Raw genomic sequence first — 24,114 nt, 5'->3', positions numbered from 1 at the left:
GACGGGCCCCAGAGGGGAACGGCCGTCGGCGTCGGGAGATCGGGACGGGTTCCCGGGGGATCAAGCGGCATCAGGTGTTCTTCAGGCCGGGCAGTGGCGGCGGTCCGGGGTGTTGACCAGGTTTGTTTCACGGCCGGAAGGGGGCCGCGCAACAACATCACGGCGGCGAATCCTGGGTGTCGTGCCGAGAACACGGGCACCAAGGACATCACTCGTCGCCGCGCTTCGCGCCGGCTCCACGGAGGTCGGATCACCATGCAGAACACGCTTCGCGGATGGGGCGCACGCCTCGTCGGCTCCGCCCTGACGGCGGCCGTTCTCGTCGTCGCCCCAAGCGGCCCCTCGACGGCCCTTCCCGCCGGTGACACCGCCACCGGGACGGGTCAGGCGCCGTCGGCCGCCGGGGCTTCGGCCGACGCCACCGGTGCCACGGCCTTCGGATTCGGAAGTGTCAGCACACGCCGTCTCAAGAGCGTGGCCACCCAGCAGTGCGTGGACGACAGCAACATCGGACTCCGCCACTGGACGTGCCAGGACCGGTACGGCAAGTACGCCGACTTCCAGAAGTTCGATCTGATCCAGTACATCGGCGACAGCTACTCGATAAGGAACCGCGCCACCGGTCTGTGCATGGACGACAGCAATGCCGGGCTGCGGCACTTCGACTGCCACAACCCGTCCGGCGACTACGCCGACTTCCAGCGGTGGACCCGCTGGAAGAACAGCGACGGCACATACGGGTTCAAGAACTGGGCCACCGGCAAGTGCCTGGACGACAGTCACGGGGGGAACCTGCGCACCTGGCCGTGCCACTTCCCCGACGGTGACTTCGGGCACTTCCAGAAGTTCCGCCTCGACTCGTACTAGGGCGTGTTGCGAAAGTAGCGCCGGCCGCCCGAAGGGCGGGCCCGACGGCGTCTGGTGCGTGCGATCGCAAGGCGGAGGGTCGCCCCGATACTGGATGTATCGGGGTGATCCCGACAACGCGGCGAGCGTGCGTGCCAGACGCCGTCGGGCAGGCGGGACTTTCGCAACACGCCCTAGGAGTTCGCTGGGGCGCGCCCCCCGGTCGACGGTATGCGCCAGGCTTCTTCCGCTGTGAGCAGGGAGGTGCCTGGTGCGATCACGGCTTGTGGGTCGTGGTACGTGCGGGTCGGGTGGGGTGATGCCGGGGGTCCGGTGCGGGCCGGGCGGGATGTGTGGGGGTGTGTGCGGCGTCAGGAGAAGCCGCTCGATCCTGAGCAGGGCCCGGTGGCGCGGCACCGAGCGCCGCTGGAGGTGCTGGGAGGCCGAGTTCACCTGCCTGTGCTGTGGTGAGGGCTGGGCTCGGGACAAGCTGCAAGAAGCTCTGCTCATGCTGCCGTCGAGCGCCGCTGCCGAGCTCCAGGTACAGGTCGAGAGTCTGGATGAGGTGCTGCTCAGGCGAACTCATCACGAGCCCGTGGCAGATCCGGAGTTGGCGTGGTGGCATCGCCGATGCTGACCATGCTGATCGGTGGTGGCGCATCCGGGAGGAACCGAACCGCCGAAGAAGTAGCGGGAGCCCCCACGCGAAGGAGCATGACCATGGAACTCGTCCGAGCCGGAGTCCTCGTGGTCGGCGCGACCGGTGCCATCGGCGGGCAGGCCGCGGGGCAGCTGGCCGAGAGCGGCATCGCGACCGCTCTTGCCGGCCGTGACCGAGACCGGCTCGCGGAACGGGCTTCGGCGCTCGACGGGCGCCCCTGGCGCACCTTCGAGGCGTACGACCTGGACGGCTGCGCCCGGCTGGCCCCGTGGGCCAAGGCCGCGCTGGGCGGGCTCGACGGGCTGGTGGTGGCCATCGGCGTGGCCGGCTTCGGATCAGCCACTGAGGTGTCGGACGCATCGGCCGAGCACCTGTTCACCGTCAACGCCCTGGCGCCGATGGCTGTCGTCAGGGGCGCCCTGGGGGTGTTGTCCCCGGGTGGCGTCGTGGCCGTGGTGACGGGCGAGATCGTGGACCGCCCCGCGCGGGGCATGGCCGACTACGCGGCAGCGAAGACGGCTCTCGCCACCTGGCTCGGCGTCGCCGGACGCGAGGCCCGTCGTGCCCGCCTCGAGGTCATGGACGTGCGGATGCCGCACCTGGACACCTCTTTCGCCGCCCACCCTGCGGTGGGTACCGCCCCGCCCTTCGGCCCTGGCGCAGACCCGGTACACGCCGTACGCGAGCACCTGGTCCACCCGCTCCTCAACGCACTCAGCAGCTGAACCGGAGAAGCGGCACCGCGGAACATCGCATGTCTACCTGAATTCCGGGACCGTCAATGGAACGTGTGGACCCGCTGGGTCGGACCTGGAGGGTCGAAGCTCACCCCGTTCTCGTCGAGTGCGTTGAAGACGGTCACGCGACCCGTCTCGAACGCGAAGCTGATGTCGACGTTTCCCTGCGCTACGTCCCCGCCCGTCCATTCGAGCAGTTCGGCGCCCTTGAGGGGCAGCCCCTGCAGAGCCTGCAGCCCGGGGAGGGGTTCAGGGCGCCATTGCAGGTCGAAGCCGGGCCACCGGACTTGCTGGGTGGGGTCGATCGTGTTCCACGTCAGAGAGAGATCGTCCAGTTTGTGATGGTTGATCTCGACCTGCTCGCCACCGAAGTCGAGCAGCACCGGGCAGTCACAGAACCACTCGTCATCCCTGAGGTCCCAGACCATCCAGACCCTCGTGAGCGTCCGGCCGCCAAGACCACGCAGCCGATTCCCATGCGCCTGCGCGACTTCACGACGGCTGTCCAACCACGCCGGCTGGTAGCCCGCAATGCCGAAATCGAGCATGTCGTCATCCTGCCAGAGGCGCCCTTCCTCGACTCAAGGCGCTCCCGAGCGGCGACGAACCGTCGACATCTCCATCACACCTGCCCGGACAAGACGCTCTTCCAGCGGTCCACGTCACGCCGCACCACGGCCCGATGATGACCACGCACCGCCCTGTGTCAGAGGCAGGCGCAAGGATGGGCGGCATGACGAAGACCGGAGCGGACTACGCGTGGTTCGAGGACGATTTCCCCGACATCGCCGAGGCGTACTGCATCACCCTGGTGCGGGGCCTTTCGCCTGTTGAGCTGACGTCCCGGCTCGAAGGACGACCGGAGGGATCCGTGCAGGGCATTGCCGCCGTCGTCGACGCCGCCTTCGCCCAGTACGAACTGGGCATAGGAGACCGGCAGCTGGTCGCCATGACGACTGTGGGTACCTGGACCCTGCTGATCGAGCCCAACGGCTACGTCGGGGTCACGGAAGAACGAGCGCTGTCGGCCTCCGCCGGGACGAGCTGGATCTCCCACTTCAGCAACATCAATGCCGTCGGCACGTTCCTGTGGGCAGAGGATCAGGTGCTGCGGCTGTGCTTCGACCCCATGTTGCCGAGTGACCGGTGGGGCACCGCAGCGGACGAACTTCGCGACGTCATACGGCAGATCGGATTCCCTCGCGATATAGAGGACCCGGAACCGGACTTTCATCACCTAGCGGCGTTCGCTCTGGCGGAACACCTGACCGGCGTCGCCGTCACTCCGGAGCTGCTGCAGGACACCACGTTCACCTGTGCCACCGTACGCATCCACTGACCGCCCGCCCCCTGAGCCGGCCCTGCCCCGCGCCGCCTGTGGTCACAGGCCACCATGATCGTGCGAGCAACAGGTCCCTTCCGGCATGTCCGAGGACGTCCCGCGAGCCGCACACGACCTGTCCTTTTCATGATCCTTCTCGGCGTGCCGGGCTGCAGGCGGGCTGCCGAACCACACCGCATGCGCTTGGTGTCCGCTGTGGCGCACCGTCCTGTTACCTTCACCCGTCGGCGCGCGTCATGGGTGTGACGGCCGGATACGAGCGGTCGGAACACCGGCAAGTGCATCGAGAGCAGGATGCTGACCAACATCATGTACGTGTCGGTCTACGTCACCGATCAGGACCGTGCGCTGGACTTCTACACCGAGGGACTCGGACTGGAGAAGCGGCTCGACCACCCGGGCCCCGCCGGACGGTTCCTCACCGTCGGTGTTCCCGGCAGCCCGGTGCAGATCATCCTGTGGTCGCATCCGGCGGCCGCAGGGCAGCCAGGCGGAGCGGGCGCGCCTGGTCCGTTGCTCCTCGAATCCGAGGACTTGCGCAAGGACTTCGAGGCCATGCGCCGGCGCGGCGTCGTCTTCGAAGAGGCCGAACCCGTGGACTATCCGTTCGGGGTCCGCATCGAGGCGATGGACCCCGATGGCAACCGGATCTCGCTCCGTCAGCAGCTCAAGCCGTGACCGCGCACCCGCCTGGTCTCCTGGTCGAGACGTTCGAAGCGCAGCGTGATCGGCTGCGTGCCGTCGCGTACCGAGTGCCGGCCTCGCATGCCGATGCCGAGGACGTGGTCCAGGAAGCCTGGATACGTCTCGCTCGGCGGGACGCGGCGACCGTCGGCAATCTGGCCGGCTGGCTGACCACCGTGGTCGGCCGCCTCAGCCTGGATCTCCTGAGATCCCGCCGCGCTCGGCCCGAAAGCGCCTATGGGAAGATTTCGCGCAGCTCGTGGTGACGCCCCACGATGCCCCCGCGCCGGACGAGCTGGTGGCGCTGGCCGATTCGGTCGGCCTCGCACTCATCCACATCGTTGTCGACCCGACAAAACTCGCCTCGATATCCACTGCCCACCCCGGACGCTTCGAGTGGCGGCCGGGCGGAGCGCAATTCCTCGGCAGCCGCGCACAGTCCGCGGAACCGATCGTCGTACACCGCCGTGATGAGCGCCTGCCGCGTGGGGAAGTGCCGGTACAAGGTGGCATTGGCCACGCCGGCAGCGCGCGCGATGTCGTCCAGTGAGGCACCGGTGCCTTCGTCGTTGAAGGCCAGCGCCGCCGCGTCGAGGAGCTTCTGGCGATTGCGCCTGGCGTCGGAGCGTGACGGCCCCTGCGCTCCGGGCGGTTGTGCGGAATGCGCGGAGGCTGGCATCACAAGGCTCCCATCGTCTAACCGGGGACAGTCCCCGTATGGCATCCCACCCAAACGGGGACAGTCCCCGGTTGGACTGGAAGGAGCAGTCCATGTCCGAACACCTCGGGCCGGCCGCCGTGGTCCAGGCGATCAACAGCGCCCGTCGCGCCGGTGACTTCGACTCCGCACTGGCGTACGTCGCACCCGAAGCGCTCGATCAGGGGCGCCCGGTCAACCGGGAGAACTGGCAGCGGAAGTGGGAGCATCTGGTGACTGCCATCCCCGACATAGAGATCATCACCGAGGCAAGTGTGGAGAACGGTGACTGGGTCGCCAACCGCTACACCGTCCGCGGCACCCACGCAGGCGACCTCTTCGGCAAGCCGCCCACCGGCCGGCGCTTCGAGATCGTCCTGATGGACATGGTCCGCGTGGCGGACGGCCTCCTCGACGAACACTGGATAACCGCAGAACCCATCTGATGTACGCGGTTGCGACCCGGCGTGCCGGAGCGTCCGGGTCCTGAGTCCACGACTGGTGGCGTGTGAGCCCACCGCCCCCACACGCGGCAGCGACCTCGCCAGCAATCCGATCACGAAATCGCGGTTCGGCAGCCGGTTCTGGACGGGCGACGTTGACGGGTTGCGGGGCGACTCCCCCGCAACCCGTCAATGAACAAGCCACGCCTCACCGAATCTCTCGCAGGGCGGTGGTGCCGCTGAGATGGCGCTGCGGAGCTTCACGGACGCCTGGATCGCACTGCCTCCCACTGAGGGCTGTCAGCCGCGTACCGGCCCCATTTTCTCGCTGGCTCCGGCCCGTAGCACCGCCCCAAGACGCCCCCCGCCGCTGACCACGCGCGCCCATCTGTCAGGCGTCGAAGCGGTGGCGCGACGCCTCGATGTGACCGAGGTACCGGTGGGTCCAGTCGCACAGTCCGTCGATCGTCACCCGCAAAGCCTGACCAGGCTGGGTGAGGGTGTACTCGACCCTTGGCGGCACGACAGGGTGCACCATCCGCTCGACCAGACCGTAGCGCTCCAGCATGCGCAGGTTCTGGGTGAGCATCTTGTGGCTGATGCCCTCGATCTCGCTCCGCACCTCACCGAAGCGCAGGGTGCGATCCCCCAGGGCCTCGATGATCAGGAGCGCCCACTTGTTGGCGACGTCGGAGAAGATCTCCCGCGCCAGGGAGTCCGCGCGCCTGAGGTCTGCTTCGTCGGGCGAGCCCGTGAACTGCTTGGTCACCATCAGGTTCCCCAGTCACCGAAAAGTGCGTTCTTCCATGTCAGCGGCCACTCTCCTACGGTTCCTGAGTAACCACAAGAGAGCGCTCGTGTCGTGGTCTTGATGTCAACGGACTCACGGGCGCTCACAACAAGGGAGGCACGCAGCATGGCCGTCATCCTGGTGAACCCGAGCGCATTGCCGGAAGTCGACGCCTACCGGCAGGTGTCGATCGCGACCGGCTCGAAGCTGGTCTTCATCGCCGGGCAGGTCGCCTGGGACGTCAACGGGGCCACCGTTGGCAGAGGCGACCTGGCTGCCCAGGTCGAGCAGTGCTACCTCAACGTCAGCACCGCCCTTGCGGAGGTCGGCGCTTCCTTCGACGACGTGGCGAAACTGACCATCTACGTCGTCGACTGGACGCCTGACAAGATGTCCCAGCTCATGGACGGGATCGCCAGGGCGGCCACGAAGCTCGGGGTCACCCCGGTACCGCCGGGCACACTGTTGGGCGTCGCGGCCCTGGACATCCCCGAGCACCTGGTCGAGATCGAAGCCACCGCCGTGATCGACTGAGCGGAGGCGCCCGCCCGTGCCACGGAACCGGCAATACTTCGTCGGGATCGAGCCGCCCTTTGCCCCGTCGCTCGCGAAGAGTCCTGTCCTACCGGCTCAAGGCGCGGCCAACCGCCCCCTGCTACGTCCTACTTCTCCTCCGGCTCCCAGGCGCGGAGCAGGTCGAGCAGCCCTGCGTCTCCGTTAACGTGCAAGGAGTCGGCCTGGATCCGGTCGTACAGGTAGAGGACCAGCTCACTGGCCGTTCCGTGGACGGAGGCGCCGGCTGCGTCCGAGTCCTCGCCGGTCGCGGCGGTGGGAACGGGGATGCGGGTGATGCGTGCGCCGTCGCCGTCGACGGTGAGGCGCCAGGAGCGGCCCTCGGCGGCGTGGAAGTCGAAGGCCGTCGGCTTGTGCGGCCACGCACTCGGCGTTGCGCAGACGGTGAACAGGAACTCCTCCACACCGTCGAGTGCCAGCTCGACCGGCAGCGGCTGCGGAAAGCCCCCGGCGAGCTGGGCGTCGTAGGTGTGCACCGCGGTCTCCTGGACCCGGTGCCGGGCGGTGCCGCCGGCGGTCTGCGGTGACTGCGACGCGGGCCACCACGTCCAGCAACCACTCTCCGGTCCCGCCGCGCGCAGGGCGCCCAGCAGAAGCCGCGTCGACGCGTCCAGCCAGGCCAGCAGGGCCTCACGCTCCTGCGGCACTTCCAGCGCGGCGCGCGCGGCGACGGCCTCGGCGGGTGGAGCGTCGGCGGACCCCGCGCCGACGATGGCGGCCCAGAAACGGTCTCCCCCACCCAGGTGCTTCACCAGATCGAACAGCGTCCACCCGGGGCAGGTCGGCACCTGCGCGTCGAGACCGGGCGCGGCGGCGACCACGGCGCGGAAGGCGGTCGACCGTTCATCGATCAGTCGCAACAGGTCAGGGAACTCAAGATTCTTTTCCACGCCGGGTGTCTATCACCGTGCTGCGGTGATCGGACAGCGATTTTCACAGTCGCCGCCGGGCGGAGGTCACGATGGCGGGGGGGAGGACCGGTCGGGTCGGGAGGTCAGGTGACTCCGGTTCGGCCTGGAGTCCTCAAGTCGGGAACGGTAACGGTCACTGAGAGGTCGTCTCCCTTGGCGCGAACCTCACATGCCGCGCTCTGGCCCGTACGCCTCGCGGGTGCGTTCTCCCGGTCCTGTGGGCAGGTAGTCGAGCCGGACGGGGCCGGGGTACGAGGTCGCGCTGTCCCAGCCGGCCATCTCCTCACCGATCAGATAGCGGTACAGCCACTCGGCGAAGGTCATGGGGTGGCCGGCCCATTCCCCCTCTTCCCCCAGCACCACCACACCGTCGGGAAATCCGTGGACCTCCGGGGCAAGGAAGATGACGGCTCCTTGGTCCGTGCTGGCGAGTGGGATGAGCCCGTCGGGGGTGCCGAAGGTGACCTGTGGGCGGTTGCAGATCACGCGGGGATCCTCGTCGGGCTCCAGGTCGTAGGACTCCCACAGGCTCTCCGCCCAGACCTTCGACGTCGACCGGATCTCCTCGCCCAGCTCCCGCCATGCGCAAGCCGGATGAGATGAGAGGTAGAGGTGGCTGTTGAGTTGGACGGGTGCGTACACGTCGACGATCGCCTTGTAGTCCGTGGGGAGCTCTCTGCCGAGTTCCTGCTCCAGACGAAGCCACGCGGCAGGATCGGCATATCGGCTCTCCGCCGGGCCGAGCATGTCGAAGACGGCCTGCAGGTGGTCGGTCATGGTTCCTCGAAGATGCTGTCGGGCCACGTATCCGACAGCATCTACCACAGCTCATGGCCTTCGTCGGCCGGGGCCCTCGTTGTGAGCAGATGAAGCGCCGGACCCTCCCTCCTCAGTGCTCACGGATCCTTGACCACCACCACCCGCCCACCGTGGCGGCGTTCACCGGCACAGGGTTCGGCAGAGTGCGACGCTCGAACTCCTCGTCGATACGATCCATCAGCCGGCCGAGATCACGCCGGGCACCGCGAGGGAGGTAAAGCATGGCCTCCTCCAGATCATCGCGGGCATACTCCACCTCCAGCCCGGGCTGCCAGACCGGGGGAGCATTGAGATAACGGCCGGGTTGCCTGAACGCCCACTCGAAACGGTCGAGCGCGTCCGAGACGGCTCCAGACCACATCCGCTCACCCTCGACGCGGCGGACAGCTGCACGAGTCCTCGCAGACACGCCCCGGATCCGCCGAACTACAACGTGTCTGCGAGGCCGCCACTGCTCGTCACGGACGGCCTTCGGGCGCCTACGAGGCATCGCCCTTTCTGATCAACATGCCGTCATCCTGTCACGAACACAGCCGTGCCGAAGCAGGTGGGGGGTGGCTCGGGGCAGGCGTTCACCGGGATGTCGCAGCCTCGCCGCTCGCTCTCGGATCGGGGCACGGATGCGCGTCGCACTCCTTGGGGAGGAGGGCCAGGGACCGAGCGCGGAAGGCCGCCGGCGTGATGCCGTAGGCATCCCGGAAACACCGGCTGAAGGCGGAGGCGTGGGTGAAGCCGCGCTGGGCGGCGATCACGTACACGGGCAGCCCCTGGTGCAGGGGGTCCGCCAGGTCCTGGCGTGCTCGCGCGAGTCGCTGCTGCTGCAGGAACCCTGCCACCGTCGCCCCGTTGCCTTCCTGTTGGAACAGGCGGTGGAGGTAGCTGACGGAGATGTGGTGGGCGGCGGCGATCGTGGCGATGTCCAACCGCGGGTCGTCGGCGTTGTTTCGTATGAAGGCCATGACGCGGAGCGTCAGGGTGCGTCGGTGGGTCTCCGGGGTCAGGGACCGGTCGGCGTCGAGGACTCCGGTGAAGAGCGAAGCGACGAGGTCTGCCAGCACGGTGCTCAGGCGCGGGCCGTCGGCCGGCTGGTAGGTGTGGCTGTCCCTGGTTATCTGGTCGAGGAAGGTGGCCAGCAGGGCCCCCATGCCGCCTCGGGACGATATGCGCTTGCCGACGACCTGGGTGGCGATACGCGGGGGTAAGGGAAGAAGAGCTTTGGGGATTTCCACTCCTATGACCTCGAATGAATCCCGGATGGAAGTGATCTCGAACGCGCGCGAGGTGTCGCTGGTGTGGTACTCGAAAGCTTTGTGCGCGATGCTGTCCTTCCCCCGCGTGACGACTCCGGCCCCGCGTTTGATGAGCGAGAGATGGAAGGCCTCGGGGTCTGACTGTCTTATCAGTTTCGGCGTGCGTCGCCACGCGAGGGGATTGCATTCCAGAGGGTAGACGGTTATCTCGCCCAGAGAAATCGTGCGCTGGTTCACCCAGAAGTCATCCGCATAATCGCTCTGCAGGTCCAGGGGCGCGTGGGTCTTCGACATGAGCTCTCGCCAGAAATCGAACCGTTCGGCGGGCGGCAAGTCGGAACTGCGAAACGTCATCTCGGGCAGCATGCCCACGTGTCTACAGCAGCGAAAGCCATCCGGACAAGGAGTTCCGTGGCGCGGCGCGCACGGGAGAGGCGGCGGCCGGCGCCTGAATCAGGCATTCCCCTCTCCGGCCAGTAATCCGGAATTAAACCTTCAGGGGTTCGGGCGGAACGCCGGTGTCGACTGCCCGTCAAGACACTGTGCACCCTCCGTCAATGCGTTCCCCGTCGAGAATTGGGAGAGTGAGTCGCGGATCGAGGGCGGAGATGACGACCGCCGAGGAGCAGGCCTCCCTCTTTCGGAAGGCTTCCTTCACATCCCTATCGACGACCGCTTCGGTGCATTCACCCGAACCGATGACGAGGACAGCCCCTTGAAGACACGCAAGACGATGCTCCGCACCGCCGGCGCGGCCCTGGCCGCGGGCGCCCTGGCCTGGCTCGCCGTCGGTGGCGGGACCTCGCTCGTATCCAGGCAGGAGCCCCCGGCCGCGATGGCGGTGGTCGCCGAGGAGGGGCCCGGTTACGCGATCGAGGACTTCGGCTATCCGGACGCCGACCGGATCCTGACGGAGCGGGGCATCACGCTGAAGCGCGGGGACGGTCACATCACACTGGCCGACTGCGGGAGCGCTACCGACCTGCTGGAGCTCTGGTCCCGCGCCGACGACAAGAAGATCTGTTTCCGGGTCACCGGCGTCTCCGGCTACCTGAGTCTGGAGATTCCCGCGGTGTTCGCCATGAGGGGCAACAGCTACGCGACGACGGTGGACATGACCACCGGGACCGAGGAGAAGTCCTTCGACCTGAACAAGAACGCCTGGACCACCATCGGGGAGAGCGCCGACGACCAGGGTCGCGACTTCATGCTCATGGAGATCCGCACGTCCAAGTAGCACCGCAGGGCGCCCCCTGCCGCGCCCTTCACACCGCATCCCATGAACCTGCCGGCCGATGCGTCGGCCCGCGCGCCGGCGTCCGCATCGCCGTGCCTCCACGCCCGCGCCCTGTCTTCGAAGGAACAGACGTGTCCGCACTCCGTCCGCGTGCCTCGCGGATCTCCGGCCTCCTGGCCACCACCGCCCTGTTGTCGACGGCCCTCCTCTCCGCCACCCCGGCCGGCGCCGTCCCCGGCCCCGAGGCCGCCACAGGCACGCACCCGGCCGTGCTCCGGCTCGACCTCGGCGACGAGGCGAACTCCCGCGCCTGCACCGGAACCCTGGTCGACAGATTCTGGGTCCTGACCGCCGCGAGTTGCTTCGCCGCCACCCCGGGAACCACTGTCCCCGCCGGCAAGCCGGCTCTCAAGACCACCGCCACGCTCAGCGACGGCAAGAGGATCGAGGTCATCGAGGTAGCCCCCCGTGCGGACCGGGACGCCGCCCTCGTCCGCCTTGCCACGCCCGTCACCACGATCACACCGGCTCGCCTCTCGACCACCGTCTCGGCAGCCGCCGCCTCGGCGGACGGTACCGAACTGACGGCCGTCGGCTTCGGCCGTACCAAGACCGAGTGGGTACCGGACAAACCTCACACCGGCACCTTCACCATCGACCCCGCCGCCACCACGGCCACCAACCTCGCTGTGACCGGCAAGAACGGCGGGGCGATCTGCAAGGGCGACGCCGGCGGTCCGCTCCTCAACGCCGACGGTGCGATCGTGGGGATCAACTCCCGCTCCTGGCAGGGAGGATGCCTCGGAACCCCCGCCACCGAGACCCGCACCGGCGCCCTCTCCGTCCGCACCGACCCCCTCGCCGGCTGGCTGCAGGAGGTCCGCCTCACCACCGCGTCCCTCCAGAACAGCCTGAGCAACCGCTGCGCGTACGTGAGCTGGCGCACCCCCGAGAACAACGCACCGGCCCAGCAGGTGGACTGCGACCCGCAGTACGCCGACCAGGTCTGGAAGTTCGAGCGGGTCGAGGGCGGTTACCAGATCCGCAACCGCCAGACCGACCGCTGCCTCGTGGTGTCGTGGAGGACTCCCCAGGACGGTGCCCCCGTCACCCAGTACGACTGCCACCCGGAGTTCGGCGACCAGGTGTGGAGGCTGGATCCGGTCGCCGGCGGCTACTCCCTTCGCAACTCGGTGACCGACAAGTGCATGTACGTCTCGTGGACCACTCCGGAGTGGGGGGCTCCCCTGCTCCAGGTCGGCTGTGACCCGCAGTACGCCGATCAGGTCTGGAAGATCTGATCCGGCCGCGCGCCCGCGTCCCTGCCTCCCCGGGGGGCCAGGGACGCGGGCGCACCCCTTTCCCTCTTTCTCCGTCCGGTGCGTGCCGCGCGGCACGCACCGGACGCTGATCCCGAAGGACCTTTGTGGACAGCACCTATTGGAGCCGACGCCGTGTGCTGGAGGCCATCGCGGCCACCGCGGCCGTCGCCGCCACCTCCAGTCTCGTACTCAATCCCCTGGCTGCCCGGGCGGCGGATGCCCCGCCCGCCGGCGACGATCCCTTCCGGCTTCCGGAGACCGAGCGGGCGAAGGTCGTCAGGGCGTGGTTGATGGGCGGACGGGCCGTCCGCGCCGCCGCCGCGGCCGCGCTCATCGGATCCGACGCCGACGTACGGGTCTTCCTCGACGTCCATCTGGCCCGTGAGACGGCGCAGGACAACCGGGTCGCCGTCATGCGGGGCCTTGCGTCAGCCGGCAAGGGCACTCGCCGTGAGGCCACCGCTGCGCTCGACAACGGGGACTCGGCCATCGCCGCGTTTCTGGGCGGCGGCTTCAAGGCCGCGGTGACGGAGGACCTGCGGGTCACGACGGCCACGGTGATGGGCGTGGGCGGCAAGGCCGTGAACCGGGCCGGCAGCGCGGCGCTGGACGACGGCGGCCAGGCCGCCCTGGAGGCCTTCCTCCTCGACGGCCAGTACACAGCGCGGCTGCAGGACCTGCGGGTCGAGACCTCCAAGCTGATGTTCCAGGCCGGGCCCGAGGTGCAGAAGTACGCCGACCGGGCCCTTTCCGGCACCGGCGACGATGTCGTGTGGTTCCTGGAGACCGGGCAGCACATCGCCCGTGCCCGCGACCAGGAGCGCGCGAAGATCGAGGAGCTCGTCGCCGTCGTCCAGCGCGAGGGCAGGAACGCCGAGACCAGGACCCGGCAGGCGGAGGAGGCCGCCGCCCGCGCGGTGAGCGCCGCCGCCAAGGCGAAGGAGGCCGCAGAGAACGCCGCCGCCGAGGCGCAGGCGGCCCAGGACGACGTGGCCGCCGCGGGCCGGGCCGCACGCAAGGCCGGTGACGCCGCCAAGGGCGCCGCCGATGCCTCCCGCCTCGCGATCGACGCCTCCCACGCGGCCGTCGAGGCCTCCCGCCGCGCCTCCTACGCATCCGCGGCCGCGGGCCAGGCGGCGGCCAGCGCGGGTTCGGCCGCTGCCGTCGCGTACAGGGCCGCGATCGCCGCGTCCAAGGACGCCTCTCAGACGGCCGCCGCCAAGGACGCCGCCGTTGCCGCACGTAATGCCGCTTCGAAGGCCCGCAGCGCGGCGCAGGCCGCCGACCATGCGGCGGCCGCCTCCGCTCAGGCCGCCGGTGCCGGGGAATCCGCCGCGTCCGCGGCGCGCAACGCCGCCGCCGCCGCGTCGGCCTCCGCCCGGGCCTCGGCCTCCGCCGGTGCCGCGCGCAATGCCGCCGCCGAGGCCAAGCAGCAGGCGGAGATCGCCGGTTCCAACGCGACGATCGCCACCAACGCCGCCGGCACCGCACAGGCCCTCGCGCATGCTTCCGCCGCCGCCGCGCGAACCGCCCGCGACACCGCGAACAGCGCCGCCGCACACGCCGACAAGGCCGCCGCGGCCGCCGAATGGGCCGTCCAGTACGCCGGCCAGGCGGTCGAGTACGCCCACAAGTCGACCGAGTTCGCCGACGAGGCCACCAAGGCGGCGAACACCGCCACCGAAGCGGTCGCCCAGGCCGTCGCGGTCGAGAAGGCGGCCCGCGAGGCCGAGTGGCAGCGCCTGGACGAGGACACACAGCGGGCGGTCACGGAGATGCGCCTGCTCGCCCAGGCGGAAGCCGAGGAGCGGGCCGCGTACGACCTCAAGCGGACCCAGGCCGAGCAGACCGACCAGGCCACCAAGGACCTCATCGCCCAGGCCGAAGCGGCCCTGCGCGCAGGGAACGCCACGAGCGCCACCGACCTCGGCCGCAAGGCCGCCCTGGCTCTGCTGAACGCCACGGGCAGCTGGTCCCAGGAGGCCGCCCGCTACGCCCTGGCCGGGACGGACGCGGAGGTCCACGCCTGGATCGACGTCGACCGGCGTATCGCCCAGCGGCAGGACGACCGGGAGTCCGTCCTCTTCCTCGCCAGGATCACTCCGCCCGACGTCGCCTTCGCCGCCGCGGCAGCCCTTGAGAGCAACGACCCGGACGCGGCCGGAACCTTCCTCCGCGAGGGCGCCGTCCGGGCCGCCGCCATGGACAACCGCGTCGCGGTCGCCCGCGTCCTGAACGAGAACCCCGGCCGGGCGGTGACCCAGGCGGCGAACGCCGCCCTGGACTCCGGTACCCCCGAGGCGCTGTCCGCGTTCCTCACCACGGGTCTCCAGAAGGCGCAGGAAGAGGACGACGCGGTGGCCACCGCGACGCTCCTACGGACCGGCGGCCCCTACGTGAAGGCCCACGCCCAGGCCGCGATGGACGGCCCGGCGTGGATGCGCCGCAACTTCATCGCCTCGGTGCAGTTCGAGAGCGCGCAGCTCGACTTCGACTCGGCCACCCACATCGCCGCCATGCAGGGCGCGATCGCCGCCGCCGCGAAGATCGCCCACAAGGCACAGGAGGACGCCGCCCGCGCCCAGGAAGCGGCGGCCACGGCACGCTCCGCCGCCGCCGAGGCACTCCAGTGGGCGGACCGGGCCAGGGCTTCGGCCGAGCAGGCCGCCACCTCCGCCCAGCAGGCGAACACCCTTGCGGCCGACGCCGAGCAGTCGGCCAAAGACGCGCAGGCCTCGGCCGAACGGGCCGGTCAGGCAGCCGCCGGCGCCCGGCTCGCCGAGCGGTCGGCGAACTACTCCGCCAATCGGGCCATCCAATCGGCCCGCAGCGCTGTCGCCTCCGCCAACGCCGCACAGAACTCCGCCGTCTCCGCTCGTGCCTCAGCGCTCCAGGCCAGCCAGGACAAGGCTGCCGCCGCGGCCGCCGCCAGCCACGCGTGGCAGATCGAGGGCGAAAAGCGCCGCGCGGAGGTCGCGGCAGCGGCAAAGCAGGCCGCGGAGGCGGCCCAGGCGTCCAAGGACGCCGGCACCAACCCGTGCGACACGACCGCCAGCGACACCGTCAAGGTCGACCCTCCTGCGGCCGGGGACTCCGACGTCAAGTGGTGGGCGGACGTTCTCAGCCAGGCCGGCACGGTCGCCGGGCTGCTGGGCACTGGCGTCGGAATCGCCGGGATCGCGGCCGGGGTCGTCTTCCCACCCGCCGCTGCGCTCCTCGTCACCATCGGAACCACCCTCCGCGTCGGTGCCGCCGCGTTCAATTCCGCGAGCGCGATCCTGTACGGAATCGAATACGGCTGGACGAGCCGTGAGTTCCTCGTGCAGGCGGGCCAGGCGGCGTACAGCCTCAAATCGATCGTCCCCTCCGCAATAGTGACCCGCCTCACGGAGAAAGCCACCACGAAGGGCGTCGAGGCCGTCAACAAGATCTCGCAACTGGGACGCGAAGGCGTCTCACCGATCGTCAGACGAATCGGCCGATTCATCCGCCGCTGATGGACGCCGGAAACGTTTCCCGGACACCGGGAATGCCCCGAGCAAGCTCGGTACGACCGCTTACGCCGACGCGTACACGACGTACAGTCCGCTCTCGACCTAGGGCAGTCGTTTCATAACATCTGGTCGTCGGTCTGGTGTGTCGTTGAGTGATGCCCAGTGAGCTCGGATCGAGCCGTTGTCGCCGGACCGGACGTCTCGGCGGGGCGGGCGGTGGCGATCACCGGCAGGTGATCGACGCGATCGCCTTCACGTACCGGACCGGGTCGCCTCAGTCGACACCACCGTCGTCCGTGCTCACCGGCACGCCGCCGGGGCCCGTCAAAGGGGGCTCCGGCCGGCGAGCCGGATGATCACGCTCTCAAGCGATCCCGTGCCGGTCTGACCACGAAGGTCCACCTCGCGTCCGACGACAGCTGCCGACCGCACGCCACCTCCGGCGGCGCGGGATCCGGGCGGTCATCCCGTAGCCCGCCGACCAGATTGCCAACCGCAAACAGCTGTGCCGCGCCGGCGGCCGCTCGTCGGCCTTCGACCGCGAGACATACGAGCGGCGCAACACCGTCGAGCGCTGCATCAAGACAGTCGAGCCGTGGCGCGATCTGGCCATCCGGCACCACAGGACCGCCACCATCTACCTTGTGGGAGATACGGGCGCGCATACGAGCAGAGCGCGGACGGACTTGGTTGATCCTTCTTCGTTTGTCGGGGAAATAGTTGACCGCGATCGAATCGCATCCCGGATGCCCGCCCACTGCGCCCGGACGAGAATGGGATCGGACAGAGAAGTCCTCTTGCGAAGGGAGGCAGGACAGTGAGTCTCCACACCGAACTGACCGAAGCTCAGAAGCGGGCGCTCCAGGAGAACGCGGACGACCTGGACCATTTTCAGCGTCAATTTGATGATGTGCAGAAAAGGGCCCGGTCTCGCCTGGAGAGCGCGGGGCTGGTGACCGGCCTGGACACGATCAACTGTCTGAGATGTGTCGTATGCGAGGGGTGGAAGAGAGGCAATGACGGCAATTGCGCCAACTGCCCCCACACGCTCTTCGCGCACAACGTCAAATAGGTGTCCAACGGATCCGTGAGCGTCACTCGGCACGAAAGCTGAGCCAGAACCACTTCACGTGAACGAAGCTGGCCTCCTCGGCCAGGGGCCACACGAGCGATCTCGTTGTCAGGCGGGGTCGTCACCCTCCGGCTCGTCGAAGTGGACGGTGCCGTACTCGTCGAGGCGCGGGTGGAGCGCTGCGGGGGCGTGGGTGCTGGTGTCGGACGGCCGCGGGCCTTCCGGTCCGTCGGGGCCCCAGCGCAGGAGGCGTCGGGAGCGGGCGATCCGGTAGACGGTGCCGTGGGCCTCGGTCTCGTCGCAGCGACCGGCGCGCAATCTGTCCGCGGCCTCCGCGAACTCCTTGAGCTCGGCGGCTGCCGCGTCGGTGGTTCCGGCGGCGGGGCCGCGCGCGTCGACCGTGCGGTCGGCGTTGTGGGGGATCAGGCCGCGGGTGCGTGGTTCCATCCAGGTCAGGGCGAAATCCAGGGTGCGGCGGGCGTCGTGGGCGGTGGCTTGCAGCCCGCTGCCCGGGGACCAGGGGCCGTCGCCGGTCCGCTCGACGATCAGGAACGCCGCCGGCATCAGCAGGACGTCCGGGTGGCTTTCCAGGGCCCGTGCGGAGTCGGCCACAACGGGGGCGGGGAAGCCGGTCCCGCTGTAGGCCTGGGGGCGCAGGGCGACTCGCTCCGCCGCCTGGAGCGGGGACAGCGGTGCGTCCGGATCCAGGACGAGGCCGTCGTCGACCCTCGGGCTGCGAGCACCTGCGCCGGGGCTCCAGTCGAGGGTCAGGGGTTCGGGGTCGGTGGGGCGGGGCGTTTCGATGCCGCCGTGCTCGTCGAGGGCCGCGTACTCCTCGGCCCGCACCACGCGGTAGCGGGTGCCGAGCACGGTGATCTCGTCGACGTACTCGGTCTCCAGGCGGGCGACCGCTTCCAACAGTGCTCGGCGTTCCGCCGGGCTCTTCGCCTCGTCCTTCGCCTGGAACCACAACCGGGAGTTCAGCGCGTCGCGGGCCTGCTGCGGACAGCCGTGGGTGACCTCGACGACCACCCGCCACCGCCGCCCGCCGCCCTTGCCCTGTGTGGCGACACCGAACAGCGGGCCCCGTACCGCCAGGGCACTGTGACGTACCGCCGCGTCGGCGGCATCAGCCTCCATCGCAGCCTCTACCGGCTCCACCGGAACCACCACCACCGGCCACTCCCCCGGCCCCGCATCCTCTTCGCTCATGCCGCCATCGTGGCGGCACCAGTGCGCTCACATCACCGTTTCACCGGATCTCCGCTGCGGGTCCGGCGGAGAGGGCAGCCACCGCGTCCGGGTGGCTCGTCGCCCTGGCCGCCACAGTCGGCGGGGTGGCCCGCATGTCGTGGCGCAGCGGTGGGCCAGTGGTGGCTACGTCGATGCGCGAGCAGGCCACGCCCGGTCCCGGACAATCAGGCCGGCGTGGGGCGGTGGACTCGGTCGCCGCGTCCGCCCAGGTGCCGCCTACCGCCCGTCGGGAGCGGCGTCGGGGCCGGTCCTGTTCGCCCACGCCTGCGCGGCCGCAAGATCCGGCGCGGTCCCGGCCGGGACGTAGTTGAAGCCGTCCCATTCCTCCAGGATCCGTGGCTCGTCGGGCCGAAGGTGGCCGGCGCCACCGTGGACGGGCCGGTGCCGGCGGGAGATGTCGAGCGGCGGACGGCGACGCTTGTCGTACGCCGCGAGCGGGTCGTCCGGGTTTACGCGTGGGAAGGCGCGGGACGGCTGGTTCGGGGGGCCGGGTCGGCGGTGCTTGCCCATGCGCTCGATGGTCGCAGGCTGTGATCACGGTCAGGCGTGCGTCGGCCGAGTTCCCCCGTACGGGTCCGGACCTCGTCGACCGCAGCGCAGCGACCAGGCGGTCACCCCCGCCAAATCGCGAGAGCGCGCCGCTCCGTGAGCCCGAGTAAGTTGCCTTCCACAGGAGGATTCAGCGCTTTGCACGTGCTCCGCACCCTTGAGTGCATTGGGCTCCGGCAGACCTTCAGCGCCTTCTCGGATGCCGCCACATAGACACCACCACCGTCGCCCCGTATCCGGGAACCGACCCGGGATAACCGGTCATCGAGGTGACTGGCCGGCTTTCCACCTGCGCGGGAACCAGCGGAGGCGGCGAGCCTCACGTCGGATGGCACGTGCCTCGAGGCGCAGGCCGGCCGCTTTCTGGCGGGCCGCCAGCATGGAGAGGCGGTCGATGAGGTGGTCGCGGTATCGTCCCGGGTCCGAGGCCGCAAGGTGCCGGTCGACCTCCACGGCGCGTTCCAGCGCTCGGATGGCCTCCAGACGGCGGTCCGCCTGCCAGAGTCCCAGACCGATCGACACGTATGTGTCGCTGAGCAGGGACCGGTGCACCCCGTTGTGGGGGGCCATGCGGCGGTGGAGATCGGCGATCTCCACCAGCAAGGGAATCTCCGCCGCGCCGTCCTGGCGAAGGGCGGCATGGAGGCGAGGCAGGAGATGGTCGCCATATCCGCGCACGTCGTGCCGGGCCATGTGCCGGAACACGGCCAGCTCGACGGCGTCCACCACCTCCTCGGTCTCTCGACGGTCGTACTCGACGTAAGGGAGATGGCGGTTGGACGAAGGCGGCGCGTAGGAGAGCTGCTCCGCCTCGTCCCGTACCGTACGGGCGGCCGAGCGACGGCCTGCCGCCTCCAGCGCGGCGGCGTGAACACGCAGCGACTGGACGAGATCCTCCGTCAACGGGAAGGGATTCGCTTTGGCCCGGCGCCGGTTGATGTCCACCGCGCGGGCACTCGCCCGCAGCGCCCACCTCCGCTGGTCGACCCCGGTCAGCAGTTCCGGGTTGATCCGCAGCAGGAGGCGCGCCAGGTTGGTCAGGGCGGTCGACAGGGGGCCGTCGCGTACGGGAAGCCCGTCGCGTGCTTCGCGGTCGAGGAGGAGGACCGCTGCGTGCGTCGCGGCGAGGGCGGCGGGTTCCCGTAACGCCGCCGTCAGGGTGACGCCGACCTCGAGGAACCGGAGGCCCAGGGTGTCCTCGTGCGCCTCGGGATGCTCACGGACGAGTTCTTTGACCAGTTCCAGCGCCTCGGTCTGTGCTCGCAAGGCCTCGATGTCCCGCCCGCACTGGCGCAGTAGGGCCGCGTGGCCGGCCAGTGCGCCGGACAGCGGAAGGCGCTGGTCGTCCAGGTGAATCCGTGTCAGCCTGCGTCTGAGCTCGACCGCGCGGCGGCCCGCCTCCTCGGCCTCCGGCAGCCGGTCGAGGTGGTTGAGTACACCGCACAGGTTGGCCAGCGCCCTCGCGAGGTCGGGCGTGCGCGCCACCGGATGCCGCGCCGCGAGGACCTCGTACAGTGCGACGGATTTCTCGGTGTCGTCGAGCGCCTCCAGGAGCCGTCCGGAACCCGTCAGCGCGAACGCGCGGGACTCGTACGCCGCCGCCTGCCGGGCCGGGTCGTCAGTGGTGTCCGTCCAGTGGGGGAACAGCCGTTCCACGAGGACGGTACGCGACGGGTCGAACTCAGGGCTCTCGTGTCCGGGCAGCTTCGCATGGATGTCCTCCAGCAGAGCGGGCTCGATGTCGTCGAGGGCCAGCAGGGTGCTGAGTGCCGGGCCCCCGGCGGCCACGGCGAGCCAGGGGGCCTGCCGTAGCAGCGGGTACAGGTGCCCGTGACGCAGGTGCGGCCAGCGCGCGGCCGAGGCGGCCAGGAAGGTGAGTGCCCGTGGCGCCCAGGGCGCCGGCCGCTCGTCCGCCCCGTACGGCAACAGCGCACCGAGGACCGCGGGGGCCCACGGCGCGGACGGGTAGGCGGTCTCCGCTGTGTGGCCGGGGAGGGTGAGGGCGAGGAAGTCCTCGGCGAGCCGGTCGGGAAGGAGCGGTTCGAGCGCGGTGCCCCGACGGGGCCCGTCAGGCGGGTAACACGCGGCGTGATCCGTGACGGTCCGGTCGACGGGGTGCGCCACGGCCGGAGCGTTCGCAGCCACAAGGCCGACGACGTCGAGAGCGGCCTGCCGGGGAACCGGTCCGGTGAGAGCGGCGGCGAACACCGTCCGGTTCATGACCTCGGGCGGCGTCGTCCAGACCCGCCCGGCCGCGGCCGAACGGCGGCCCGCGTCCTGCGTGTGGAGCCGGGCCCAGTGCGACCTCTCCCGGTTGAGAAGGTACGTGACCAGGAACGCGGCGTCCGTGGGCGGGGGTTCGCCCCTCACCAGCGCGTCGACCGCCACCAGGGCGGCCATGTGGACGCTGAGCGTCAGGCCGAAGTCCCCGTCGTCCAGAGGCATCGATGGCCCCGCCTTCGCGGCAAAGGCCGGACCGTGCACCGGTTCGTAGGCGGCTGCGAAGGCGTCCCGGGCGGCGCGGAACATCTCGGCCCGCGGTCCGCTGCCGTCGTCCCCGCCCGGCAGCGGGCCAAGGATCTGGACGGAGGTGGCGGCCTGGACGTCGTTGAGCGTGGCCTGCACGGCCGGCCACATGTCGGAGGAACGGGCGAGCAGCAGCACACGCGTCGGGAGAGTCGGCCGGTGAAGCAACCGGTTGCTCAACAGCCAGGTCAGGTGCGGCAAAGGCCAGTGGTCGGCGTAGTCGACGACGAGGAGGAGCCCGGACGCGCCACCGGTCCGCAGGTCGACGCTTTCACCGCCGGCCGGCGGCGCCAGCACGTTCCCGGGGCCGTGGACCGCCCTGACCACCTTCCAACCATCGGCGGCGGCCTCCCGGGCGAAGGCTGCCGCGAGACGGCTCTTGCCCTGCCCCCCGGGGCCCTGGAGCCATCGGACGGCCAGTCTGCGCGTCGAGTCGCGCCAGGCGCGCAGATCGGCAAGCTCCTCGGCCCGCCCCGTGAACGGCACGATCTCGTGCCGGGCGCTGAGCATGCGGCTGGGCAGCTCGCGCAGCCACTCCGCGTCCGATTCGAAGGCAGGGCGCCAGTTCTCCAGAACGTAGACGGGCAGTCCGTCCACGTAGACATGGATGTCACCGTCGACCACTGCGTACGCGAAGCCGCCCTCGGCTCTGACGTGTTGGCGTGCGATCGGGTCCCGCTCGCTCATGCCGGGGCGTCACCGGAGGCCGGCCGGTGGTGGTGAACGTGGACGCTGCTGCCCGGGCCTTGTGCCCCGAACGCGGCGCCGCCCGCGCGCGCGACGACGTGCTGGGACCACGTGCCCCCGTCCCTGGGCGCGGCACTGTCCTCGACCAGAGCCCGCAGTTCCTCGGCGGCCTCGGGATGGTCCCGCAGCAGTACGGCGAGCCGACGCGCCCAGGGCCGTACCAAGTCATCCCGTACACCGTCGGTGTCGTCCCCCTCCCCCAGGACGAGTTCGGCGTCACCGTCCAGCTGGGCCCGCACCACCTCACCCCGGTCTTCGTCACGGCGCCGGAACAGGTCCACGACCCGGTCCCGTGTGCCTTCCCAAACACTGGTGGCCATCGCGGCTACGACAGTGGTCGCACCCGTCATGGCCAGGACTGTCATCGGGTCGGACATCAGAGCCTCCGTCACTGGCTGTACATGCTCGTATCAGCTTAGTGAACTGCCTTCATTTCTGTGGGGCTGAGCGAGATCGGCTCGTCACCTGGCCATGCGCCCGGCTCGGATGATCATTCTCGTTCGCTCTGGGGTGCAGCGGCGCATCCACCGGCGCTCCCCCGCCCGAAGGGGAAGGGCAGGGGACGGTACGAGAGGCGAGGTGGCAGGGCCATGGCGACAGGTCGGGCAGGCGCGGACCGCAGGGGACCCGTCGCGGGCAGCGAGGCGTCATGGACGGTGGCGCCAGACCCCGGGCGCCCGTACGAACGCCGCTGTGAGCACCTCACCGGCATCGCGCGACCGGCCGGTCCCGTCGGCGAGGGTTGCGCGGAGTGCCTCGTCCTGGGCTGGACCTGGTCCAGGCTGCGGTGGTGCACCACGTGCGGGCACGTCGGGTGCTGCGACAGCTCCCGAGGGCGCCACAGCCACGCGCACCACGCGGCGACGGGGCATCCGGTGGTGCTCTCCCTCGACCCCGGCGAGGACTGGGGCTGGTGCTACGTGGACGAGCTGTTTCTGGCCGAGTCCCCACCGCCCGAGGACGGCTCTCCTCGAGGACCGTCCGAGCTGCCCGGTCGACTGCGCACCGGGTGTGACATCAAGCGTGGCAGCGGAGCCGGACGATGACGGTGTCGCCGGGGAGGTTCGCGAGGTACGCCTCGCTGCCGTGCCACACGGGGGGCCTTGGAGAGTCGTGAGGGCAGGAGTCGGGATCACAGGAGGCGTGGATGGCGTTCGTGCCGCCCTCCAACCACCAGCCGTCCTCTGTGAGCACGTCCGTGCTCGGTGGTTCCGAATCAGTGAACTCACGGATGTACTCGGCACGTGTTCCCGCGTAGCCGATGACAGGGTGTTCGTCGGGACCGATGGATCCCACGAACCCGAGATACCCCATGCCCAGGCTGAAGGGGTGGTCGAGGTAGGCCTTGATCAACGGCTGGCCCCGGTAAGCGGCAAGCATCTCGTCTCCCCACCGGTCACCGGGGAAAGCGTCAGGGTCGTTCCGCCAGCGGTCGACGAACACCGCGAGCGGTGTGGCCGGAGGATGGAGGTCCGACAGGCTGTGCCACAGATCCCAGGACGCGGCGACCGCACGCTCGGAAGCGAGAACCGGCTGCGAGAAGTCGAGCAGGGCACGCGGTCCTCCGGCACAGACACCCGGGACGCTGGGGAGCGGTGAGCCGTTGTGTTGAGGATCATCGTGGATGAGCCGGGGATCTTCCCAGTGCCCAGGGGCAACTGCGAAGCCCCTGCCGTCGCTGCCTCCGTAGACACGCCGCGCGTCCCACATGCCGCGGTCCACGGGATTCTCATCCGTGTCTATGTAGAAGGGCGCAAGAGCCGTTTCCAGCGCCCCTTCGACATCGCCTGCGGCCTCACCCGGCAGACAGACCGTCACCCAAACACCCGCCATTCACCCCTCCTTGGCACATCGGCGAGCAGCATGATCGCATGTGGGGGGGGCTCATGTGCAGTCGGGTGGCGGCCCGGCCGAAGTGGAGTTCCTCGGCGACGGCCGCGGAACAGCGCAAGGTCCGTAGCTCCACGCTGGAACGACACTCACGGGGTATCGGCGCTCCGGGATGGGTCTTGGAGCGCCGACAGGCGCCCGGCGGTGCGATGAGCCGCTACGCGACCGAGCCTGCCACAGACCGCGGCCGAAGGAGCCGACGGTCTCCGTGAACCCCCGCCCTCCCCCTCGTGGCATGCCCACCTTCCCGTGTCGACGACCCCGTGCTCC

At 69.9% G+C, this 24,114-nt stretch carries 20 protein-coding genes and 5 pseudogenes; 12 read left to right on the top strand and 13 right to left on the bottom strand.

What is annotated here, in order from left to right; all coding sequences use genetic code 11:
* Positions 1-255 precede the first annotated feature (255 nt).
* Complete coding sequence (locus ACF08F_RS10560) at positions 256-867, top strand: ricin-type beta-trefoil lectin domain protein (protein WP_392298126.1); 612 nt, start codon at positions 256-258, stop codon at positions 865-867.
* 699 nt (positions 868-1,566) lie between these two features.
* A complete protein-coding gene (locus ACF08F_RS10555; RefSeq protein WP_392298125.1) occupies positions 1,567-2,232 on the top strand; it encodes an SDR family NAD(P)-dependent oxidoreductase in 666 nt (221 codons plus the stop codon).
* A gap of 53 nt (positions 2,233-2,285) precedes the next feature.
* Here the strand turns inward: ACF08F_RS10555 and ACF08F_RS10550 are convergent, their stop codons facing one another.
* Positions 2,286-2,792: a hypothetical protein gene (locus ACF08F_RS10550; RefSeq protein WP_392298124.1), complete on the bottom strand. Its 507-nt coding sequence runs from the start codon at positions 2,790-2,792 to the stop codon at positions 2,286-2,288.
* Positions 2,793-2,977: 185 nt separating this feature from the next.
* Between ACF08F_RS10550 and ACF08F_RS10545 the strand changes: the two genes are divergently transcribed.
* From ACF08F_RS10545 to ACF08F_RS10535, 3 genes and pseudogenes are all read left to right on the top strand, one after another.
* On the top strand, positions 2,978-3,583 hold the full coding sequence (locus tag ACF08F_RS10545) for a DUF6461 domain-containing protein (protein WP_392298123.1): 606 nt from the start codon (positions 2,978-2,980) through the stop codon (positions 3,581-3,583).
* Positions 3,584-3,880: 297 nt separating this feature from the next.
* Positions 3,881-4,264, top strand: a complete 384-nt coding sequence (locus ACF08F_RS10540) for a VOC family protein (protein WP_392298122.1) — start codon at positions 3,881-3,883, stop codon at positions 4,262-4,264.
* A pseudogene (locus ACF08F_RS10535) lies at positions 4,261-4,613 on the top strand (sigma factor); the annotation flags it as partial. The gene ACF08F_RS10540 and the pseudogene ACF08F_RS10535, both read left to right, overlap by 4 nt.
* A gap of 129 nt (positions 4,614-4,742) precedes the next feature.
* Here the strand turns inward: ACF08F_RS10535 and ACF08F_RS10530 are convergent.
* Positions 4,743-4,949, bottom strand: a pseudogene (locus ACF08F_RS10530) (TetR/AcrR family transcriptional regulator); the annotation flags it as partial.
* Between the two features lie 92 nt (positions 4,950-5,041).
* Here ACF08F_RS10530 and ACF08F_RS10525 point away from each other — a divergent pair.
* Positions 5,042-5,413, top strand: a complete 372-nt coding sequence (locus ACF08F_RS10525; RefSeq protein WP_392298121.1) for an ester cyclase — start codon at positions 5,042-5,044, stop codon at positions 5,411-5,413.
* 388 nt (positions 5,414-5,801) lie between these two features.
* Here ACF08F_RS10525 and ACF08F_RS10520 read toward each other — a convergent pair whose 3' ends face one another.
* Positions 5,802-6,182 (bottom strand): winged helix-turn-helix transcriptional regulator, encoded by a 381-nt coding sequence (locus ACF08F_RS10520; RefSeq protein ID WP_392298120.1) that lies wholly within the window; start codon positions 6,180-6,182, stop codon positions 5,802-5,804.
* A gap of 144 nt (positions 6,183-6,326) precedes the next feature.
* Between ACF08F_RS10520 and ACF08F_RS10515 the strand changes: the two genes are divergently transcribed.
* Positions 6,327-6,734, top strand: a complete 408-nt coding sequence (locus ACF08F_RS10515) for a RidA family protein (RefSeq protein ID WP_392298119.1) — start codon at positions 6,327-6,329, stop codon at positions 6,732-6,734.
* Between the two features lie 128 nt (positions 6,735-6,862).
* On the opposite strand, the gene ACF08F_RS10510 is transcribed toward ACF08F_RS10515, so the two are convergent.
* The 4 genes from ACF08F_RS10510 to ACF08F_RS10495 form a co-directional block, all read right to left on the bottom strand.
* The gene (locus ACF08F_RS10510; protein WP_392298118.1) at positions 6,863-7,663 is read right to left on the bottom strand and encodes a maleylpyruvate isomerase family mycothiol-dependent enzyme; all 801 of its coding nucleotides are present in this window, start codon (positions 7,661-7,663) and stop codon (positions 6,863-6,865) included.
* Between the two features lie 186 nt (positions 7,664-7,849).
* On the bottom strand, positions 7,850-8,461 hold the full coding sequence (locus ACF08F_RS10505) for an SMI1/KNR4 family protein (protein WP_392298117.1): 612 nt from the start codon (positions 8,459-8,461) through the stop codon (positions 7,850-7,852).
* Between the two features lie 112 nt (positions 8,462-8,573).
* The gene (locus tag ACF08F_RS10500) at positions 8,574-8,864 is read right to left on the bottom strand and encodes a hypothetical protein (protein WP_392298116.1); all 291 of its coding nucleotides are present in this window, start codon (positions 8,862-8,864) and stop codon (positions 8,574-8,576) included.
* A 211-nt stretch (positions 8,865-9,075) separates the two neighbouring features.
* Positions 9,076-10,119, bottom strand: a complete 1,044-nt coding sequence (locus tag ACF08F_RS10495) for a helix-turn-helix domain-containing protein (RefSeq protein ID WP_392298115.1) — start codon at positions 10,117-10,119, stop codon at positions 9,076-9,078.
* Between the two features lie 349 nt (positions 10,120-10,468).
* Between ACF08F_RS10495 and ACF08F_RS10490 the strand changes: the two genes are divergently transcribed.
* The 4 genes and pseudogenes from ACF08F_RS10490 to ACF08F_RS10475 all read left to right on the top strand — a co-directional run.
* Entirely contained in the window at positions 10,469-10,990 is a 522-nt protein-coding gene (locus ACF08F_RS10490) for a hypothetical protein (protein ID WP_392298114.1), read from the top strand.
* A gap of 131 nt (positions 10,991-11,121) precedes the next feature.
* Positions 11,122-12,291: an RICIN domain-containing protein gene (locus ACF08F_RS10485; RefSeq protein ID WP_392298113.1), complete on the top strand. Its 1,170-nt coding sequence runs from the start codon at positions 11,122-11,124 to the stop codon at positions 12,289-12,291.
* Between the two features lie 125 nt (positions 12,292-12,416).
* Positions 12,417-15,809 carry an ALF repeat-containing protein gene (locus tag ACF08F_RS10480; protein ID WP_392298112.1) on the top strand — a complete coding sequence of 1,131 codons (3,393 nt, stop codon included), beginning with the start codon at positions 12,417-12,419 and terminating at the stop codon, positions 15,807-15,809.
* Positions 15,810-16,080: 271 nt separating this feature from the next.
* Positions 16,081-16,447, top strand: a pseudogene (locus ACF08F_RS10475) (IS5/IS1182 family transposase); the annotation flags it as partial.
* 539 nt (positions 16,448-16,986) lie between these two features.
* Here the strand turns inward: ACF08F_RS10475 and ACF08F_RS10470 are convergent.
* The 4 genes from ACF08F_RS10470 to ACF08F_RS10455 form a co-directional block, all read right to left on the bottom strand.
* Positions 16,987-18,090 carry a DUF5954 family protein gene (locus tag ACF08F_RS10470; protein ID WP_392298111.1) on the bottom strand — a complete coding sequence of 368 codons (1,104 nt, stop codon included), beginning with the start codon at positions 18,088-18,090 and terminating at the stop codon, positions 16,987-16,989.
* A 258-nt stretch (positions 18,091-18,348) separates the two neighbouring features.
* Positions 18,349-18,642, bottom strand: a complete 294-nt coding sequence (locus ACF08F_RS10465) for a DUF6087 family protein (protein ID WP_392298110.1) — start codon at positions 18,640-18,642, stop codon at positions 18,349-18,351.
* Positions 18,643-18,942: 300 nt separating this feature from the next.
* Complete coding sequence (locus ACF08F_RS10460) at positions 18,943-21,894, bottom strand: hypothetical protein (protein ID WP_392298109.1); 2,952 nt, start codon at positions 21,892-21,894, stop codon at positions 18,943-18,945.
* A complete protein-coding gene (locus ACF08F_RS10455) occupies positions 21,891-22,331 on the bottom strand; it encodes a hypothetical protein (RefSeq protein WP_392298108.1) in 441 nt (146 codons plus the stop codon). Before ACF08F_RS10455 ends, ACF08F_RS10460 begins: the two co-directional genes overlap by 4 nt.
* A 279-nt stretch (positions 22,332-22,610) precedes the next feature.
* Between ACF08F_RS10455 and ACF08F_RS10450 the strand changes: the two are divergent.
* Positions 22,611-22,892, top strand: a pseudogene (locus ACF08F_RS10450) (UBP-type zinc finger domain-containing protein); the annotation flags it as partial.
* Positions 22,893-22,971: 79 nt separating this feature from the next.
* Here the strand turns inward: ACF08F_RS10450 and ACF08F_RS10445 are convergent.
* On the bottom strand, positions 22,972-23,787 hold the full coding sequence (locus ACF08F_RS10445; protein WP_392298107.1) for a hypothetical protein: 816 nt from the start codon (positions 23,785-23,787) through the stop codon (positions 22,972-22,974).
* A gap of 43 nt (positions 23,788-23,830) precedes the next feature.
* Positions 23,831-23,944: pseudogene (locus ACF08F_RS10440) on the bottom strand (LysR family transcriptional regulator); the annotation flags it as partial.
* Positions 23,945-24,114 lie beyond the last annotated feature (170 nt).

It is taken from the genome of Streptomyces sp. NPDC015130 (assembly GCF_043080005.1).
In the GTDB taxonomy this organism is placed as follows: domain Bacteria; phylum Actinomycetota; class Actinomycetes; order Streptomycetales; family Streptomycetaceae; genus Streptomyces.
This window is presented reverse-complemented; position numbering and strand designations above follow the sequence as displayed.

Bases quoted from the DNA above. Each gene is read 5' to 3' on its own strand.
- ACF08F_RS10445 (WP_392298107.1), bottom strand. From the start codon at position 23,787: ATGGCGGGTGTTTGGGTGACGGTCTGTCTGCCGGGTGAGGCCGCAGGC.
- ACF08F_RS10525 (WP_392298121.1), top strand. From the start codon at position 5,042: ATGTCCGAACACCTCGGGCCGGCCGCCGTGGTCCAGGCGATCAACAGC.
- ACF08F_RS10470 (WP_392298111.1), bottom strand. From the start codon at position 18,090: ATGAGCGAAGAGGATGCGGGGCCGGGGGAGTGGCCGGTGGTGGTGGTT.
- ACF08F_RS10550 (WP_392298124.1), bottom strand. From the start codon at position 2,792: ATGCTCGATTTCGGCATTGCGGGCTACCAGCCGGCGTGGTTGGACAGC.
- ACF08F_RS10540 (WP_392298122.1), top strand. From the start codon at position 3,881: ATGCTGACCAACATCATGTACGTGTCGGTCTACGTCACCGATCAGGAC.
- ACF08F_RS10560 (WP_392298126.1), top strand. From the start codon at position 256: ATGCAGAACACGCTTCGCGGATGGGGCGCACGCCTCGTCGGCTCCGCC.
- ACF08F_RS10500 (WP_392298116.1), bottom strand. From the start codon at position 8,864: ATGTGGTCTGGAGCCGTCTCGGACGCGCTCGACCGTTTCGAGTGGGCG.
- ACF08F_RS10455 (WP_392298108.1), bottom strand. From the start codon at position 22,331: ATGTCCGACCCGATGACAGTCCTGGCCATGACGGGTGCGACCACTGTC.
- ACF08F_RS10460 (WP_392298109.1), bottom strand. From the start codon at position 21,894: ATGAGCGAGCGGGACCCGATCGCACGCCAACACGTCAGAGCCGAGGGC.
- ACF08F_RS10520 (WP_392298120.1), bottom strand. From the start codon at position 6,182: ATGGTGACCAAGCAGTTCACGGGCTCGCCCGACGAAGCAGACCTCAGG.
- ACF08F_RS10515 (WP_392298119.1), top strand. From the start codon at position 6,327: ATGGCCGTCATCCTGGTGAACCCGAGCGCATTGCCGGAAGTCGACGCC.
- ACF08F_RS10495 (WP_392298115.1), bottom strand. From the start codon at position 10,119: ATGCTGCCCGAGATGACGTTTCGCAGTTCCGACTTGCCGCCCGCCGAA.
- ACF08F_RS10545 (WP_392298123.1), top strand. From the start codon at position 2,978: ATGACGAAGACCGGAGCGGACTACGCGTGGTTCGAGGACGATTTCCCC.
- ACF08F_RS10465 (WP_392298110.1), bottom strand. From the start codon at position 18,642: ATGGGCAAGCACCGCCGACCCGGCCCCCCGAACCAGCCGTCCCGCGCC.
- ACF08F_RS10505 (WP_392298117.1), bottom strand. From the start codon at position 8,461: ATGACCGACCACCTGCAGGCCGTCTTCGACATGCTCGGCCCGGCGGAG.
- ACF08F_RS10555 (WP_392298125.1), top strand. From the start codon at position 1,567: ATGGAACTCGTCCGAGCCGGAGTCCTCGTGGTCGGCGCGACCGGTGCC.